This is a genomic window from Streptomyces sp. NPDC031379 (genome assembly GCF_055569615.1).
On record NZ_JBVIIT010000012.1, the window covers coordinates 212,142 to 228,421 of the forward strand.

14 protein-coding genes and 1 pseudogene are annotated in these 16,280 nt (G+C 73.6%); 4 read left to right on the plus strand and 11 right to left on the minus strand.

The features are described from left to right. Positions 1–112 precede the first annotated feature (112 nt). The gene (locus tag ACZ5CW_RS19600) at positions 113–769 is read right to left on the minus strand and encodes a TOPRIM nucleotidyl transferase/hydrolase domain-containing protein (RefSeq protein ID WP_468602902.1); all 657 of its coding nucleotides are present in this window, start codon (positions 767–769) and stop codon (positions 113–115) included. A 51-nt stretch (positions 770–820) separates the two neighbouring features. On the opposite strand from ACZ5CW_RS19600, the gene ACZ5CW_RS19605 reads away from it, so the two are divergent. The 3 genes from ACZ5CW_RS19605 (at position 821) to ACZ5CW_RS19615 (ending at position 3,904) form a co-directional block, all read left to right on the plus strand. Beyond that, on the plus strand, positions 821–1,378 hold the full coding sequence (locus ACZ5CW_RS19605; RefSeq protein ID WP_468602904.1) for a class I SAM-dependent methyltransferase: 558 nt from the start codon (positions 821–823) through the stop codon (positions 1,376–1,378). Then, positions 1,350–1,619, plus strand: coding sequence for a hypothetical protein (locus tag ACZ5CW_RS19610; protein ID WP_468602906.1), 270 nt, complete (start codon positions 1,350–1,352; stop codon positions 1,617–1,619). The genes ACZ5CW_RS19605 and ACZ5CW_RS19610 overlap by 29 nt, the downstream gene beginning before the upstream one ends. Positions 1,620–1,840: 221 nt before the next feature. After that, positions 1,841–3,904, plus strand: coding sequence for a discoidin domain-containing protein (locus tag ACZ5CW_RS19615; protein ID WP_468602908.1), 2,064 nt, complete (start codon positions 1,841–1,843; stop codon positions 3,902–3,904). Between the two features lie 25 nt (positions 3,905–3,929). Here the strand turns inward: ACZ5CW_RS19615 and ACZ5CW_RS19620 are convergent, their stop codons facing one another. From ACZ5CW_RS19620 to ACZ5CW_RS19665, 10 genes and pseudogenes are all read right to left on the minus strand, one after another. After that, positions 3,930–5,195, minus strand: coding sequence for an ABC transporter substrate-binding protein (locus tag ACZ5CW_RS19620; protein ID WP_468602910.1), 1,266 nt, complete (start codon positions 5,193–5,195; stop codon positions 3,930–3,932). Further along, positions 5,192–6,310: a branched-chain amino acid ABC transporter permease gene (locus tag ACZ5CW_RS19625; protein ID WP_468602912.1), complete on the minus strand. Its 1,119-nt coding sequence runs from the start codon at positions 6,308–6,310 to the stop codon at positions 5,192–5,194. The genes ACZ5CW_RS19620 and ACZ5CW_RS19625 overlap by 4 nt, the downstream gene beginning before the upstream one ends. After that, the gene (locus ACZ5CW_RS19630) at positions 6,303–7,199 is read right to left on the minus strand and encodes a branched-chain amino acid ABC transporter permease (RefSeq protein WP_468602914.1); all 897 of its coding nucleotides are present in this window, start codon (positions 7,197–7,199) and stop codon (positions 6,303–6,305) included. The genes ACZ5CW_RS19625 and ACZ5CW_RS19630 overlap by 8 nt, the downstream gene beginning before the upstream one ends. After that, positions 7,196–7,975, minus strand: coding sequence for an ABC transporter ATP-binding protein (locus ACZ5CW_RS19635; RefSeq protein WP_468602916.1), 780 nt, complete (start codon positions 7,973–7,975; stop codon positions 7,196–7,198). The genes ACZ5CW_RS19630 and ACZ5CW_RS19635 overlap by 4 nt, the downstream gene beginning before the upstream one ends. Next, complete coding sequence (locus tag ACZ5CW_RS19640) at positions 7,972–8,754, minus strand: ABC transporter ATP-binding protein (protein ID WP_468602918.1); 783 nt, start codon at positions 8,752–8,754, stop codon at positions 7,972–7,974. The genes ACZ5CW_RS19635 and ACZ5CW_RS19640 overlap by 4 nt, the downstream gene beginning before the upstream one ends. A 193-nt stretch (positions 8,755–8,947) precedes the next feature. Further along, positions 8,948–10,210, minus strand: a complete 1,263-nt coding sequence (locus ACZ5CW_RS19645; RefSeq protein WP_468602920.1) for a PucR family transcriptional regulator — start codon at positions 10,208–10,210, stop codon at positions 8,948–8,950. A 137-nt stretch (positions 10,211–10,347) separates the two neighbouring features. Next, complete coding sequence (locus ACZ5CW_RS19650) at positions 10,348–13,278, minus strand: helix-turn-helix transcriptional regulator (RefSeq protein WP_468602922.1); 2,931 nt, start codon at positions 13,276–13,278, stop codon at positions 10,348–10,350. A 213-nt stretch (positions 13,279–13,491) separates the two neighbouring features. Continuing rightward, positions 13,492–14,421, minus strand: coding sequence for a bis(hydroxyethyl) terephthalate hydrolase (bdeA, locus tag ACZ5CW_RS19655; RefSeq protein WP_468602924.1), 930 nt, complete (start codon positions 14,419–14,421; stop codon positions 13,492–13,494). 170 nt (positions 14,422–14,591) lie between these two features. Continuing rightward, positions 14,592–14,833 (minus strand): annotated as a pseudogene (locus ACZ5CW_RS19660) (NAD(P)H-dependent oxidoreductase); the annotation flags it as partial. A gap of 183 nt (positions 14,834–15,016) precedes the next feature. Continuing rightward, positions 15,017–15,787 (minus strand): isoprenyl transferase, encoded by a 771-nt coding sequence (locus ACZ5CW_RS19665; RefSeq protein WP_468602974.1) that lies wholly within the window; start codon positions 15,785–15,787, stop codon positions 15,017–15,019. A 202-nt stretch (positions 15,788–15,989) separates the two neighbouring features. Between ACZ5CW_RS19665 and ACZ5CW_RS19670 the strand changes: the two genes are divergently transcribed. Then, the gene (locus tag ACZ5CW_RS19670; RefSeq protein ID WP_468602926.1) at positions 15,990–16,163 is read left to right on the plus strand and encodes a DUF6059 family protein; all 174 of its coding nucleotides are present in this window, start codon (positions 15,990–15,992) and stop codon (positions 16,161–16,163) included. Positions 16,164–16,280 lie beyond the last annotated feature (117 nt).

Below are 16,280 nucleotides of genomic sequence, written 5' to 3' on the forward strand. Positions count from 1 at the left end.
TCTACTCTTTGCCCCCCCCCCCCCCCCACCCCCCCACCCCCCCCCCCCACCCCCCCCCCCCCCCCCCCCCCCCCCCCCCCCCCCCCCCCCCCCCCCCCCCCCGCCGCGGGGTTCAGACGTGGGTGAGGAGGCGCTCCAGCGGCCGGGGGACGCGCTCGAGGTCCAGATGAGCGACCAGTGCCTGCGCGTACAGCGCCTTGCGACCGCTGTGCGTGCCCATGAAGCGACGCAATTGGTGCTCCACGGGCCGTGCCCGCTGTGCCGGCTGGCTCTGGAAGGTGGTGAAGGGGCGCGTCTCGCCCTGGGCCTCGATCACCTGCCGCACGCCCTCGGCTCCGAGAGCGCGGATCAGCTCGTCCTCCAGGTCGGCGACGCACATGTGGAACCCGAGTGTCTCCAGTCCGGCGTGCGTGAGGCCGGAACCGAGCCCGACCCGCTCCAGATGACGCCGGAAATGCCGCTCCTCGCCGATGTCGCAGAGACCGGCCAGCGGAAGGCCGAGTCCGGCAGGACCGCACACGTCCAGGAAACGCCCGATGTTCGTCGCGCCTCCGAGCGGTACCACCGCGACGCCCTCCGCCTCGAGGTCGCGGCCGTGGCGCGTGGCCAGCTCCTCGAGGGCGACCTGATCGCTGGTCCCCTCGACGAGCACGATCGTCCGTACACCGCCGCCGGCCAGTTCCCGCGCCTCCGCGGCGGCCGCGTCCGTCCCCGCACCGCCGGCCGCCCAGGCGACCAGCGCCAGGCGGAATCGCCTCAACTCGTCCACGAGACCTCGCTTCCCGCCGCCATCGTGGCACGGCCGGGATCCCGTACGCACGTGCGTTTCTCCGGCGGCCCGAGACCCGGCGCACCGAGCGGGAGTGCAGGAGGCAGCAGCCTTGATCGCCGCGAATCTCCCCTCGGCTGGAACACCTCCGCCGCGGCGGACGCCTACCGGGGCCGCGACATGCGGCTGGCCGAGCAACTGATCTTCCCTGCCGTGCTGCAACGGCTCGGCGGCGGCTCGGTCCCCGGCCTGCTGGCCCTGGACGTCGGATGCGGCACCGGAGCCGTCGCGGCACAGCTCGCTGGTACCGGGGAGTGGACCGTCCAGGCTCTCGACCTCTCGGCGGACATGCTGGACATCGCCCGCGCCGAACGTCCCCACCCTCGTGTCTCCTCCCGGCTGTTCGACGGCCGCACGCTGGACTGGCTTCCTGACGACAGCGTCGACGCGGCCGTATGCTGCCTCGTGTACTGCACCGACCCCGACGACGGCCGGCTGGCCGGTCTCACCGCGGAGGTCCACCGCGTTCTGCGCCCCGGTGCCCCGTACGTCCTCGCCGACCTGCCCGGCGGCGACCGGCGTGGCCTTCTCCACCCTGCGCCACGGTGAACCGGGAGCCGTCCACGCCGACGGTGACACGGTGGCCACGCTGCTGCACCTGCGCGCCGGCACCATGAGGACCAGCGCCACCTACTACCGCTCCCTGGACCGGTACCGGTCCTTCCTGACCGGGGCCGGCTTCCCCTCCCCGGCCGTGCACCTGCCCACGCTCCCCGCCGGCGGCCCCGCCGAGGAGGCCCCGGCGGAGACCCGCATCGCGCCCTACATGATCTTGACGACGCACGCCTGACCGGTCGTCAGCGGGAGGGACGCCTCCCTTTCTGCGGCTGCTCCCGGTCCTGGCCGTCATCGCCCGGGACCTGAGTCTTGACGTTGCAGGCGGCAGTGGCGATCCTCATGGGCGACACATTGTGTCGTACATGACAATCCGGTTGGTGGTGCGAGGAGTCTGTGGGTCCGGACGTCCTGGTCCGTCGACTGTGCCATCCCGCCGACCGAGGGACGTGGGTCATGACCGTACGCCGAAGCCCGGACCGCCACCGCAGGAACGTCGCCGCCGTGTCGTTGCTGCTCCTCGTACTGGCCGTCGTCCTCGGACCCGCACCGGGCGCGGCGGCGGCGGACGACTGGTGGGATCCGACCGGGCGCCCTTCGCCGGACTCCCGGATCAACGTCACCGGCGAGCCGTTCCGGGGCACCGACGCGCGGGGCAGGGTACGGGGGTTCGTCGACGCCCACGACCACCTGTTCGCCAACGAGGCCTTCGGCGGGCGCCTCATCTGCGGCAAGACGTACTCCGCCGCCGGGGTCGCCGATGCGCTCAAGGACTGTCCCGAGCACTACCCCGACGGCTCGCTGGCCGTCTTCGACTTCATCACCAAGGGCGGTGACGGCAGGCACGACCCGGTCGGCTGGCCGACGTTCAGGGACTGGCCCGCGCACGACTCGCTGACCCACCAGCAGAACTACTACGCCTGGGTGGAAAGGGCCTGGCGCGGCGGTCAGCGGGTCCTCGTCAACGACCTCGTCACCAACGGCGTGATCTGCTCGGTCTACTTCTTCAAGGACCGCAGCTGCGACGAGATGACGTCCATCCGGTTGCAGGCGAAGATGACGTACGACCTGCAGGCCTATGTCGACAAGATGTACGGCGGCACGGGGAAGGGATGGTTCCGGATCGTCACCGACAGCGCGCAGGCCCGCCAGGTCGTCGAACAGGGCAAACTGGCGGTCGTCCTCGGCGTCGAGACCTCCGAGCCGTTCGGCTGCAAGCAGATCCTGGACATCCCGCAGTGCGACGAGCAGGACATCGACGCGGGCCTGGACGAGCTGTACGCGCTGGGTGTGCGCAGCATGTTCCTGTGCCACAAGTTCGACAACGCACTGTGCGGGGTCCGCTTCGACTCGGGCGGCCTGGGAACGGCGATCAACGTCGGACAGTTCCTGTCGACCGGCACCTTCTGGAAGACGGAGAAGTGCGCGGGGCCGCAGCACGACAACCCCATCGGCGGCGCGGCGGCCCCCGGCGCGGAGGCGAAGCTCCCCGCGGGCGTGACGGTCCCCTCCTACGCCGCCGACGCCCAGTGCAACACCCGCGGGCTGACCGGCCTCGGCGAGTACGCCGTCCGCGGCATGATGAAGCGTCACATGATGCTGGAAGTCGACCACATGAGCGTCAAGGCCGTCGGCCGCGCCCTCGACATCCTCGAGGCCGACTCCTATCCCGGTGTGATCTCCTCGCACAGCTGGATGGACCTGAACTGGACCGAGCGGGTCTACAAGCTCGGCGGCTTCATCGCCCAGTACATGCACGGCTCCGAGGGGTTCCGCGCGGAAGCCGAGCGCACGGACGCGCTCCGCGACAAGTACGGCATCGGGTACGGCTACGGCACCGACATGAACGGCGTGGGCGGCTGGCCGGCGCCCCGCGGCGCGGACGCCGCCAACCCCGTGAGGTATCCCTTCCACAGCGTCGACGGCGGCTCCCTCATCGACCGGCAGACCACCGGCGAGCGGACCTGGGACCTGAACACCGACGGAGCCGCGCACTACGGCCTGGTGCCGGACTGGATCGAGGACATCCGGCTCGTGGGCGGCCAGGACGTGGTGGACGACCTCTTCCGGGGCGCCCAGTCCTACCTGGACACCTGGGGCGCGTCCGAACGGCACCAGGCGGACGTCAACCTCGCCGAGGGCGCCTCGGCCACGGCCAGTTCCTCCGAGTGGAACCCGTTCACCAGCTATGCGCCGAGCCGGGCCGTGGACGGGGTGCGGGACACACGCTGGGCCAGCGACTGGAGCGACGGCCAGTGGCTGCGGATCGACCTGGGCGCGACCCGCCTGGTCGGGCGGGTCACGCTCGACTGGGAACGCGCCTACGGCAGGTCGTACCGCGTCGAACTCTCGACGGACGGCGTGAACTGGAGGACCGCCTGGTCGACCACCACCGGCGACGGTGGCCTCGACACGGCGCGGTTCACCGCCACACCGGCCCGCCATGTCCGTATCACGGGCACGGAACGCGGGACCGGGTGGGGATACTCGCTGTACGAGGTCGGCGTCCACAGCGGCTGACGCCGGGCGCGTCGGCCGCCGCGGCTCACCGCAGGTACTCCTCCACACCCGGTGCCCGGTGTGCGTCCTCCACGCCCACGAGCGCGCCCACCGCCTTCGCGTCGGGCTTGAGCACGTAGGTGGCGAGGCTCGCCGGCCGGTTCACGTCGGAGAGGTCCAGCGGTGTGCCGAGGCCGGTGTCGGCGTTCTTCCGCGAGCGATGTGCCTCGACGACGTCCGCACGGTCCAGGCTGCCGGCGGCGCAGGCCTTCTTCAGGTCGTCGCCGAGCAGCTTGGCCGCGTTGTATCCGGAGAGCACTCCGGAGTCGACGGGCGAACCCGGGTACTTCTTCTGGTAGTCCGTCACCATCCGCCGGACGCCGGGCAGTTCGGAACTCACCGGGGGCGCCGCGCTCGCCACGTGGAGCATGGCCGCCAGGGCGGGTGCGGCGGCGGTCTTCATCAGCTGGGGCGAGAAGCCGGGGGCGCTGCTCACGACCGGGACCCGCAGGCCGCGGGAGGCGGCGACGCCGACCAGGGACGCGGTCTGCGCGGGGCCCGCGCTGATGAGGACGGCCTTCACGCCCTGCTTGCGCAGCGCCGAGACCTGCGCGGACAGGTCGGTGTCGGTCGCCTTGATCCGCTGCCCGACGACCTTCAGGCCGGCTTTCCTCGCCGCCCAGGTGGAGCCCTCGAGGGCGTTGGCGCCGTAATCGCCCTCGAAGTAGACGTGGCCGATGGTGTCGCCCTTCTTCAGGCCCCGGGTGCGGGTGAGGAAGTCGACGGCGGCGATCATGTCGAGGTCGTAGGTCGTGCCGAGGACCTGGACGGCGTCCTTGCCGAGGAGCGAGGCCGCCCAGGCCTGCGGGAAGGTCAGCAGGTGGTCGCGCTGGACGTCGTCGAGCAGGGCGGCGACCACCGGGGAGCCGATGACCTCGGGCAGGGCCACCACGTCCGGGGCGATGTCGGCGTACGCGGTGACCGCCTTCTGTACGTCGTATCCGTAGTCCTTGACGGTGATCTCGACCTTGCGCCCGCAGATACCGCCGTGGGCGTTGGTCTCGTCCGCCCACATCTGCTGGGCCTGCACGATGCTCTTGCCGAGGGTGGCGTAGGGGCCGGTCAGATCGGTGAGGGCGCCGAGCCGGATGGTGGTGGCCAAGACTCCGGGGCCGGTGCGGACGCCGTCGGCGCCGTCACCGCCGCCCTTGCCGTCCGCCTTGGCGCTGCATCCGGTGGCTGCGGCCAGCAGGGCCAGGGCCCCGGCGAGGACGGCCGTGGTGGCGCGGTGTCTGGGGTGCGTGGCGTTCACGGGGTGTGCTCCTTGGGTCGCGCGGGGGCGGTGGGATGCGCGGTACGACGGGAGGGTGCGCCGGGCCGTCGGCGCCGGACGCGGTCGCGCAGGCGACGGGCCACGCCGTGCAGGCCGTCGGGGGCGCAGAGCAGGACGACGACGATGGCGGCGCCGTAGAGGTAGCGGGCCGCCTCGGTCGGGCCGACCGCGCCGTCCCCGGAGCCAGGAGCGGCCACCAGGGGCAGCTGGTCGGCGTAGCGGGTCATCAGCAGCGGCAGCGCGGTGACGAAGACGGCGCCCGCGGTGGCCCCGGCAACGGAGCCGAGGCCACCGAGCACGATCATGGCGAGGTAGTCCACCGAGAGGGCGAGGGAGAAGTAGTCGGGGACGACGCGGCGGAAGGCCAGGGCGAGCAGGACGCCTGCCAGCCCGGCGCACATCGACGACACGACGAAGGCGGCCGCACGGTGACGGGCCACGTCGACGCCCATCACCGCCGCCGCGGTCTCGCTGTCGCGCAGCGCGGCCAGGGCCCGGCCGGGGCGGGAACGCAGCAGTCCGCGCGCGGTGAACGAGGTCAGCGCGAACAGGACGAGTCCCAGATACCACAGGCGTTCCTCGGCGCCGAACGGCACGCCCAGGACGACCAGTTCGGGATCGCCGGTGGCGAAGCCGAATCCGCCGACCGTCAGGGGCGGCACGGAGCGGCCGTTGAAGCCGCCGGTGACGGAGTCGGCGGTCAGCAGCAGGTGATGGCCGAGGAAGACCAGCGCGAGTGTGGCCACGCCGAGGTAGATGCCGCGCACCCGCCCGGCGACCGGGCTGAACAGACCGCCCACGGCTCCCGCCAGGAGCACCGCGAGCACGGCGGCGAGCGCGGTCGGCACACCCGGTCCCGGCTCGCCGGCCAGCCAGGTGTAGCCGTAGGCGCCGACGGCGAGGAAGAAGGCGTGGCCGAGGGAGAGTTGTCCGGCGGTGCCGCTGAGCAGGGTCAGGCCGATCGCGCCGATGGCGGCGGCCAGGGAGAACAGGCCGATGCGCAGCCAGAAGGTGTCCAGGTAGAACGGGGGCACGCACAGGAGGAGCGCGATCAGGAGGGTCCGGGCGGTCTTCCGATGGCTGGGGTCAGACACGGGCCGCTCCCCTCGCGCCGAACAACCCGGTGGGCCGGACCAGGAGGACCAGGATCATCACGGCGTACGGGGCGACGTCGCCGAAGCCGTCACCGAGGACGTGCAGCTCGGACTGGTGGCCGGCGACGAGCGCCTCGGTCAGCCCGATCAGCAGGCTGCCGGCGAGGGCGCCGGCCGGTGAGGCCATGCCGCCGAGGATGGCGGCCGGGAACGCCTTCAGCGCGATCTGGCCGGTGGTGCGCTCCAGGCCGGGTGCGGGGAACGCGGCGAGGAACACGGCGGCCAGTGCGGCGAGCGCGCCGGCCAGGCACCAGGCGAGCATGCGCACCCGGGCCAGGCGTACGCCCATGAGCGCGGCCGCCTCCAGGTCCTCCGACGCGGCCCGCAGGGCCAGACCCCAAGCGGTGTACCGGAAGAGAGCGAAGGTGGCGGCCACGGTCACCGCGGACACGGTGATCGCGGCGAGTCGGCTGTCGGCGACGGTGACCGGTCCGGCCTCGGTCACCGCGTCGCCCCAGGGGTCGCCCAGCGGGAGCAGGTCGCCGCCGATGCGCCGGGAGAGGTCGGTGAGCAGGACGATGTCCACGCCGATGGTGACGATCGTCTGTGCGTGGGCGCCGTGCGCGTCCGGTCCGCCGCGCTGCAGCAGGAGACGGTCGAGGGCACCCGCGAGGAGTGCGGTCGCGAGGACGGCCACCGCGAGCGCGGCGGCGAAGCCGAGGTCCTCGTGGAGCACGGCGACGAGGTAGCCGCCGAGCAGCAGGAGGGAGCCGTGGGCGAAGTTGAGGACGCCCGACGCCTTGAAGATGACGACGAATCCGAGGGCGACCAGTGCGTGGACCGCGCCGAGGGCGAGGCCGTTGAGGAGGTCGTCGAGCAGGGTGGTCATGCGGCGTCCTCCCCGGATGTGCCGAGGTAGGCGCGCAGCACCGCGGGATCGCGGCGGACCTCGCCGGGGGTTCCGTGGGCGATGCGGCGTCCGAAGTCGAGGACGGTGACCTGGTCGGCAAGGCGCATGACGAGGCCCATGTCGTGCTCCACGAGCAGGACCGACAGGGAGAGTTCGGCGCGGATGTGCCGGATCACCCCGGCGGTGCGGGCGCGTTCGGCGGCGGTCATGCCGGCCACGGGTTCGTCGAGGAGGAGGACGCGCGGCTCGAGGCACAGGGCGCGGGCCAGCTCGACGCGTTTGCGATCGCCGTAGGAGAGGAGGGCGACGGGGTCGTCGAAGTGCGGTGCGAGGCCGACGAGTTCGGCGATCTCGCGGGCGCGCGAGCGGTGCTCGCGCTCTTCGCGCACCGCCCGTGGCAGGCGCAGGGCGCCGGCGGTGAAACCGGTGCGGCAGTGGATGTGGCGGCCGAGCATCAGGTTGTCGGCGACCGTGCCCTCGGTGGTGACGATGTTCTGGAAGGTGCGGGCCACCCCGAGCGCGGCGATGCGGTGCGGGGCGAGCCGGGTCAGGTCGGCCCCGTCGAGGCGAACCGTGCCGGCACTCGGGCGGGTGAGGCCGGACAGGACGTTGAAGCAGGTCGACTTCCCGGCTCCGTTGGGCCCGATGAGGGCGTGCACGGTGCCGGGCTCGACGGTGAAGGACACGCCGTCGAGTGCGGTCAGCCCGTCGAAGCGGACGGTGACGTCCCGCACCCTCAGTTCGGGGACGGTCATGCCGCCCCCTGGTCGTCGTCGGTCTCGCCGAGGTAGAGGCGGCGCACCGCGTCCGTGCGGGCGAGGTCGGCGGCGGGACCGGACAGCCGTAGCTCGCCGTTCTCCAGGACGTGGGCCTGGCCGGCGAGGGACAGGGCCGTCCCGGCGTTCTGTTCGACGAGCAGCACGGCGGTGCCCTGGGCGTGGATCTCGCGGATCACTTCGGCGATCCGGTCGACCATGAGCGGGGCCAGGCCGAGGGACGGCTCGTCGAGGAGCAGCAGGCGCGGTTCCGCCATGAGGGCACGGCCGATGGCGAGCATCTGCTGTTCTCCTCCGGACAGCAGGCCCGCGGCCTGCCGGGCTCGTTCGGCGAGCCGCGGAAACAGCGTGAACACGCGCTCGCGTGCCTCGGCGGTCCGGACGGGACCGCGGCGGCTGAGGCCGAGGCCGCCGCTGCGCAGGTTCTCGTCGACGGTGAGGCCCGCGAAGACGCGCCGTCCCTCGGGGACCTGGACCACGCCGGCGCGCACCGCGGCGACCGGGTCGCCGCCGTCGAGGACCGTGCCGCCGTAGCGGACGCATCCCGCGGTGATCTGGCCGCGGTGCAGGCGCAGTGTGCCCGACACGGCGCGTAGCAGCGTGGTCTTGCCGGCGCCGTTGGCACCGAGCAGAGCGACGACACAGCCGTGCGGCACGGTCAGGGACACGTCGCGGATCGCGGAGACGGCACGTCCGTACATCACGTCGAGGTGCTCTACGTGCAGGGTGGGCCCGTCGTCCGGTGGTGCCTGGGGCATCGCGGCTCCTCAGGGCCGTACCGGAAGGCGGTACGGCGTCGGGGGCTTGGGAGGAGTTCACGACAGCACGGGGGCCGGGGGGCGGTACAGGTGTCCGGGCGCGGTCGGTGCCGCGTCCCAGTGACGGGGACCGGCGCTTGTGCGCGCGCCCAGTGGGGCCGGGGCGTCCGGCCGAGGCGGGGACGGCCGGCCGTCAGAGGGTCGTCCCGGGGTGGCCGAGGCGGCGGGCGGTCAGGGCGAGAGCCGTTTCGATCAGGTCGGCGGGGCGGGACAGGAAGCGGCCGGTCAACTGCTCGTAGCGGCGCAGGCGGTTCAGCACGGTGTTGCGGTGGCAGAACAGCCGCCTCCCCGCTCGTTGGGCGGAGCCGTCGCAGGCTAACCACGCGGCCAGGGTGTCCACGAGCACCTCGGCGTCTGCGGGCTCCAGGCGCCGGAGCGGGCCGAAGGCGCGTTCCAGGAGCAGGGCGCCGAGTTCGGGACAGGTGACCACGAGCGCCTCGGGGAGGTGGTCGGTCAGCCGGACCGTGCCGCCCGGGTCCGGGCACAGGCGCAGGGCGGTGTCCGCCAGCCGGCGGGCCTCGCCGACCGCGGCCAGGCCGTCGACGGCGCTCGAGACACCCACGCGTGTCCCGGGCGCCGGTTCGTCGTGGAGGGGCAGGTGAGCGTCCTCGGCCAGGACGATGCCGTAGTCCGTGTGCGTTCCCGGGTACCAGTACGCCCTCGCGGCCGGGGGCAGCAGGGCGGGACCGCCGTCGGCGGGCCGTGCGCCCGCGGCGGCGATCACGATGTACCGCCCTTGTTCCGGGAGTCCGAGGGCCTGCGCGGTCTCGGGCAGGTCGGCGATCCGGCCCGTGCCGTCGAGCAGCGCGCCGGCCAGCAGCCGCGCCCGGTTCTCGCGATGCCAGGCGAGCCGCCGTTCGGTCTGCCGGTAGGCGTCGGCGACGAGCGTGCAGTGCTCGTCGACGAAGTTCCACACGTCGGACGCCACGTGCACCAGGAGCCGGACGTCCTCGGGAGCCGTGCGGGACGTGACGTCGAGGAGTTCCTGCCACACCAGGGAGCCGCCCAGCCGGAACGCGTGCAGCAGCGCGTGCAGGGGCAGACCCTGCTCGGCGCGGGTGACACCGATCTGCCAGGAGCAGCGGCGCGCCGCGTCCCGGGTGCCGTGCGGGTCGAGCAGGGAGGAGACGCTGTGGCGCAGTGAGCGGTGCACCTCCTTCCAGGTCGCCGCGTCGGTGTCGTCCGGACCGGCGCGGTAGGCGGGTTCGTGTGTGTGGAGGGCGGCGACCAGCCGGTCGGTGAGGCCGGGCAGGTTGTTCAGCAGCACGCGCGCGGCGCGGTGCAGCACGGGCAGGGCCTCGGCGCCGGTCAGCGAGCGGCCGCGCGGCGCGGGCGCCCGAGGCGCGGGCGACGGCTCGGGGCGGAGCAGGGTTCGTGGCCGTAAGACAGGGTGCATCGCGGTTCTCCCCCAGGGTCGGCTTCCCGGTGGTGCCCGCGGTGCGGCCCGCGGGCCGGCGCACCGGTCACGGAGCAGTGCCGGTGCGCCACCTGACTCGTCCTGCCCCGAAGAATGGCATACCGTCCAGTCGGTCCCTAGAGGTGTGCAGCGGTCTTTTCCGCCTGGTCCAGGAGACGTGCGAGTTCGACCCGGGAGCGGACGCCGAGGGCGGCGAAGACGTTGCGCAGGTGGTAGTCGACGGTGCGGTTGCTGACCGACAGGCTGAGAGCCACCTCGCGGTTGGTGGCTCCCTGCGCGACACAGCGGGCTATCCGCAGTTGCTGCGGGGTCAGCCGGGCCAGCGCGCCCGGTCCGGCTCCCGGCGGTGTCGCCGCCTCGGCGGTACCGGCCTCCCCGTTCGCCCGCAGTTCCGCGGCCGCCTGCTGCGCCCACGGCCGGGCACCGCAGCGTTCGAAGCCGAGCAGGCCGGCCCGCAGGTGGCTGCGCGCCTCGCCCGGCCGGCGGCGTCTGCGCAGCCACTTGCCGTACAGCAGTTCCGTGCGGGCCCGTTCGAAGTCGCCGGCGGTCTCCTCGTGCCGTCGCAGGGCCTGCCGGTACAGCGCTTCGGCGGTGTCGTGCGGGGCGAGGAGAGCACGGCAGCGCAGGAGCTGGGCGGGCGCCTGGGGATCGGCTTCGCAGGCCGCCCAGAGCGCGAAGTCCTCGACCGCGTCCCCGGCCTGGTCCGGCTGGCCGGCGAGCGCGCAGGCCTCCACGAAGCAGGGCACGGCCAGCATCCACACGGCGAAGTGGCCGCGCCGGGCGCCGGGCCGGACCAGTGGGCCGAGCCGGTCCGCGGCCTCGCGGGGACGGCCGCCGCCGAGGTCCGCACGGGCCGCCGCCCACTGGGCGAGCGTGGCGGCCTGTGCCAGGCCATGCCGCCGGGCGGTGCAGAGCGCGGCGGACACGTGCTCGGCGACGGTGCCCCTGTCGCCCTCGATCGATGCCGCGAGAGCCAGCACGGCGTGGTGGTGAGCGGCCGTGTTGCGCTGCCCGGCGCGATAGGCGCTGCGCAGTCCCTCCTCCGCGCGGGTCCGGGCCAGCGCGTGCCGTCCGGCCCGCAGCTCGCCGTAGGCCAGGTACTCCAGCGCCCGCGCCTCGTGCGCGCCGAAGCGGCGGGTGCGAGCCGCCGCCAGCGCCCTCGCGGCGATCCGGCAGGCGGCGGTGATGTCGCCGAGCAGCAGGGCGGCCGCCGCCGACCGCAGCAGCCGTTCCGGTTCGTCCGTCCCTTCGGCCTGGTCCACGACGCGGCGGAGGGGGGCGGCGGCCCGGTCGAATCGGCCCCGGAGCACGGCCTCCATGCCGGCGCGGTGGTCACGCAGCGGATCGGGGGGATCGGCAGGCGCGGCGGGGCCGGCGCCGCCCGCCGCCGGCCGCACGTGCTCGGCGGGCGCGGCACGGCCGCCGCCCGAGCCGCTGGTACCGTCCGCGCCGGGCAGCGGGCCGTCCCGGCCCCGGTCGCCGCGCGCACCCGGGTCACCGCGCCCGCCGCGCCCGGCGTTCTCGTCCTGGCCGTCCGGCACACCGTCGTGGTCCGTGCCGTCCGCCAGTGTCCGCAGGCACGCGCTGATGTCTCCCGCCGCCCAGGCCGCCTGCGCCGCGCTCAGGACGGCCGCGCCGGATCGTCCGGGGTCGTGCGGCGCGAGCAGCGCGGCGGCGAGGAGCAGGGTCTCGCGGGCGTCGTCCACCGGGCCGTCCCCCCACAGGACCATCCCGCGCAGCAGCTCGGCACGTGCGCGTACGGGGAGGGGGGCCGGATGGTCGCGGACCGCGTCGAGCAGGTGCAGTGCACGGGCCGACTCCCCCGCGAGCAGGGCCTGTTCGGCAGCGGCGGTGTAGCGCCGCAGCCGCGGCAGGCCGTCCGGCGTCAGCTCCGCGGCGCGGGTGTGGGCGCGGCAGCGCAGCGCGGGCGGGGCCCCGGTCGCCGGGTCGGCCGCGGTGGAGGAAAGGGCGGCCGCGAGCGGGGGATCCGGTGCCGCGGCGGACAGGGAGCGGTGCAGCAGCGGGATCAGGTCGCGACCGTCCGGACACGCGCGGGCCAGCGCGTCGTGCGTCGCGCGGCGTCGCTCGGCCGGCGCGCCGGCGTACACCGTCCGGCGCAACAGCGCGCTGCGGAAACCGAGTCGGCCGTCGGTGAGATCGAGCGGTTCGGGCAGCGGATGCAGGCGCGGCGGGGTGTCCGAGAGGCGGCCGAGCGCCCGCAGGACCAAGCCTGCGTCGGCGAGCGGCTCCCCCGTCGCCGCTACGGCGGCCGCGACCGTCAGCAGCAGGTCCCGCTGACCGGTCGGCAGCCCGGTGAGGTGGCGGCCGGCCAGGCCGGTGAGTGTTCCGGCGTCGGCGAGGGGCCTGGGCAAGGGTGTGTGGCCGCGCAGCTGGGCGGGGGTCAGCCGGTGGAGCAGGCGCAGCAGGAGGGCGGGGTTGCCCTCTGCCGCGGCTGCGACCTGCGCGCGCACCCCGGGATCGAGGGCGCCCGGTGCGGCCTCGTCCAGCAGGGCCGCGGCGTCCGGCGGGGCCAGGGGGCCGAGGCGCAGCAACGGCAGCCCCGTGAACTCCGCGTCGACCGGCAGGTGTCCGGCGACGGTGAGGAGGAGGGCGACCCGGCTCGCGGCGGGGAGCCGTGCGGCCAGGTGCCCGAGGGCGGCACGGGAGCCCGCGTCCCACAGGTGGGCGTCGTCCACACAGAGCAGGACCGGCCCGGGTGCGGCCGTCGCCTCCGGCGCACCGAGCGGGTCCGGGTCCGAGCCGGCGGCACGGGTGGCAGGTGCGCCGGCGGCGTCCCACAGGGCCCGCAGGTCGGCGTGGTGCCGCGGGTTCCGGGCGGGATCGGCGGGGACGGCGATCACCGGTCCTACGCCGAAGGAGCGGGCCGCGAACGCGAGGAAGGCGGAACGTCCGCAACCGGGTTCGCCGGTCACGACGCAGGCCGCGCCGCCGCTCCTCAACCGGTCCAGCAGGGCTTCCAGCGCACGGCGTTGTGAGCCGGGCCGGTATTCCGACGCAGCGGATTCAGGAGGTGTTCGCCCGCTCATTCCCACGACCTTACTGACGCGTCAGGACGGGCGTAAGGCGTCCGTCCAGGGCGAGTGTCGGCCCAGGACCGCTACGACCTGCGGTTTTGCGAGGTGGGGGCGGTACGCGGCATGTGGCGTGGCCCAATGGGCCCGGCCCTGGGCGGTGCACCGGCACAACGTCCGCGGCGGCCGTCCGCGAGGGGCGGCCGCCGCCGTGCCGTCGGCGAACGGTCAGGAGGTGTGCGGGCAGTTGCCCCGGTACTCCTCGATGGTCAGGCTCGGCCGCGGCACCGGGCACAGGAACTGCTCGTAGCGGGTGTCGTCGTCGATGAACCGCTTCAGCCACGCGATGCTGTACTTCGCGATCGTCGTGTTCGACGTGTTGGGGGTGAAGTGGGTGGCGCCGTTCAGCTCCAGGTACGCCCGGTCCAGTGAGGCGGGCAGGGTGTTGTAGAAGGGCTCGGCGTGGGTGGCGACGGGCGCGATGGTGTCGCCGTCGGCACCGAAGACGAGCGTGGGGGTGCTGATCTCGGGCCAGGTCTTGTCGAGGTTCCACGGCGTCAGTGGGATCGCCGCCCGCAGTGAGGGGCGTGTCTTCGCGGCTTCCAGGGTGCCGCCGCCGCCCATCGAGTGGCCCATGACGCCGAGGCGTGTGCTGTCGACGCGGCCGCGGACCGGGCTGCGCTGGGTGAGGTAGTCGAGGGCCGCGAGCAACTGCCGCCCTCGGGAGTCCGGTTGGTCGAGTGTCGTCAGTGTGTCGATGGTGAAGACGACGAATCCCTGGGACGCCAGGCGCGGGCCGAGCCAGGAGATGGACGACTGGGTACCGGTGTAGCCGGGTGAGACGGCTATGGCTCCGAAGGTGCCGTCGGCGGTGCTGGTCGGGTAGTAGACGGTCCCTCCGCCGAAGCCGGTCACCGCCAGCGGGGAGACGGCCGACTCGGAGACGGCGTACGGGCCGCGCGAGGCCTCGATGCTCGACTCGGTCGGCGCCGGGCCGCGCTCATAGGGGTTGTCCGCTCCGTGGGCCGCCGTTCCGCCCAGGGTGGTCAGGCCGACGACGGCGGCGGCCGCGGTGGCGAGGGCGGCGAGCCGGCCGGTACGGCGGGCCGAGCGCGGACGGTGGGCGGGAGTCACGGTGCTGCTGCGCGGGTGCTGCACGACGGATCGTCCTCTCTGTCGTGGCGAGCCGCCTGGAGGGGCACGAGTCGCACGCGGGGCGTGCGACGGCCCGACGGGCGCCGCCGCTGGACTGGCCGTGCCACTGTCGACGCCGAGCGGCCCCTCGGTCACCGGCAGAATCACCGGTCCCGTCTCCCCGTGCCTGTCTCTCCGGCGTCCTTGCACCGCGGCCGCCGGCCGTGGTAGGCGTATTGGCCCGCGCCGTTGAGGGGGCTGGAGCACGCGTAGAGGCGCTCGATCACCCGTTTCATCACCGAACTGTCGTCTCCCAGCCAGATCGGACCGGCCGGCACGAGGATGTCCGCCGCCATGACCTTCTCGTACAGCGCCGCCCAGGCGTCCGTCTCTGCGGTGACCGTTTCAGCGTGCAGTTGAAGACGAGGGCACGCAGGTCGTCGTAGCGGGCGGGCGGCGTGTCGGCGGTGTGGCGGTCGCGGGTGCTCCGGAAGGCCGGGCCACCGTGCCCGTCATGGTGGCGCAGAGCCTCCGTCGTGCTGGCCCGCCGGCCGCGGCACCGGCCGCGGCACAACCTGTCCACGGCAACCACTCCGACGGACGAACGACCGGGAGGAGGTCACCTGCCGTAACGCCGCTCCCGGGCGGCGTACGAGCGCAGCGCACGCAGGAGATCTATCTGGCGGAAGGCGGGCCACAGGACTTCGACGAAATGCACCTCCGCATACGCGGACTGCCAGAGCAGGAAGCCGGACAGCCGCTGCTCACCCGAGGTGCGGATGATGAAGTCCGTGTCGTGGCCCGCTGTGGAGTACAGGTTGTCGGAGATGTGCTGGAGGTCGAAGTTCTCGGCCAGTTCGCGCGGGTCGCCTCCGCCGGAGATGTGCTTCTCGAAGGCGGACCTGACCGCGTCGATGATCTCGCGGCGCCCGCCGTAGCCGACCGCCACGTCGACCTTGAGGCCGGTCCGGCCGGTGGTGCTCGCGACGGCGTCCTTCAGGGCGCTCGCGGTCTCCCCCGGGAGAAGGTCCAGAGCGCCGATGACCTCGATCTGCCAGGCCTCGTCGGCCGCGCAGATGCTCGCCACGGTCTCTTCGATGATGCTGAGGAGTGGCCCGAGTTCGGCCGGAGGCCGGTGCAGGTTGTCGTCGGACAGCATCCAGAGGGTGACATGCTCGATGTCCGCGGCGGCACACCAGCGCAGGAAGTCGCCGACCTTCGCCCCGCCGACGCGGTAGCCCTCGCGAGGATCGTCGTGACCTGCCCCGCGGGCCCAACGACGGTTGCCGTCCAGCATGATCGCGACGTGCCGAGGACGCGGCAGGCCGTCCAGCTTGCGCGACAGACGCCTGACGTACAGGGCCTCCAATGCCGAGCGAAGCGCCCTCAATGCCACGTGCCATGTCCTTTCGTGTCCCCCACCAACGGCTTGCGGGGGCCACCGTATCGCCCAGCACGAGACTTCAGCCATCAACCCCGCTCAAGCGGATCTGAGGCGGTTCTCCGGCCGGGCACCGGACAGTGGCGTGGTCGTCCGTCGCTGCGACCATGGAAGGAGGCCCGCCATCTGGTATCCGCTGCGTCCCCGCCACGTGGGCCGTGCGATCTGCCGTGCCCTGGCGACCTTCGGCATGCTCTACACCGGGCCGCACCCCGAGGCCGAACCGCTGACCGGACCCGCCCCCGGCCACCCGGAGCGGCTGTGCGCGGACGTACCGCTGACCCCGCTGGAGCGCCGGCTGGTCCGGGAGTTGGGCGTGGGGTAGCGCGGGCCGCGCATCACGCGAAGGAGCGCACAACGCAAAAAAAGCGCCGCTGCCGGGGTCCCGGCAGCGGCGCTTCGAGAAAGAGGGTGTTGGATGTTCCCCCCCCCGGGTTCTTCG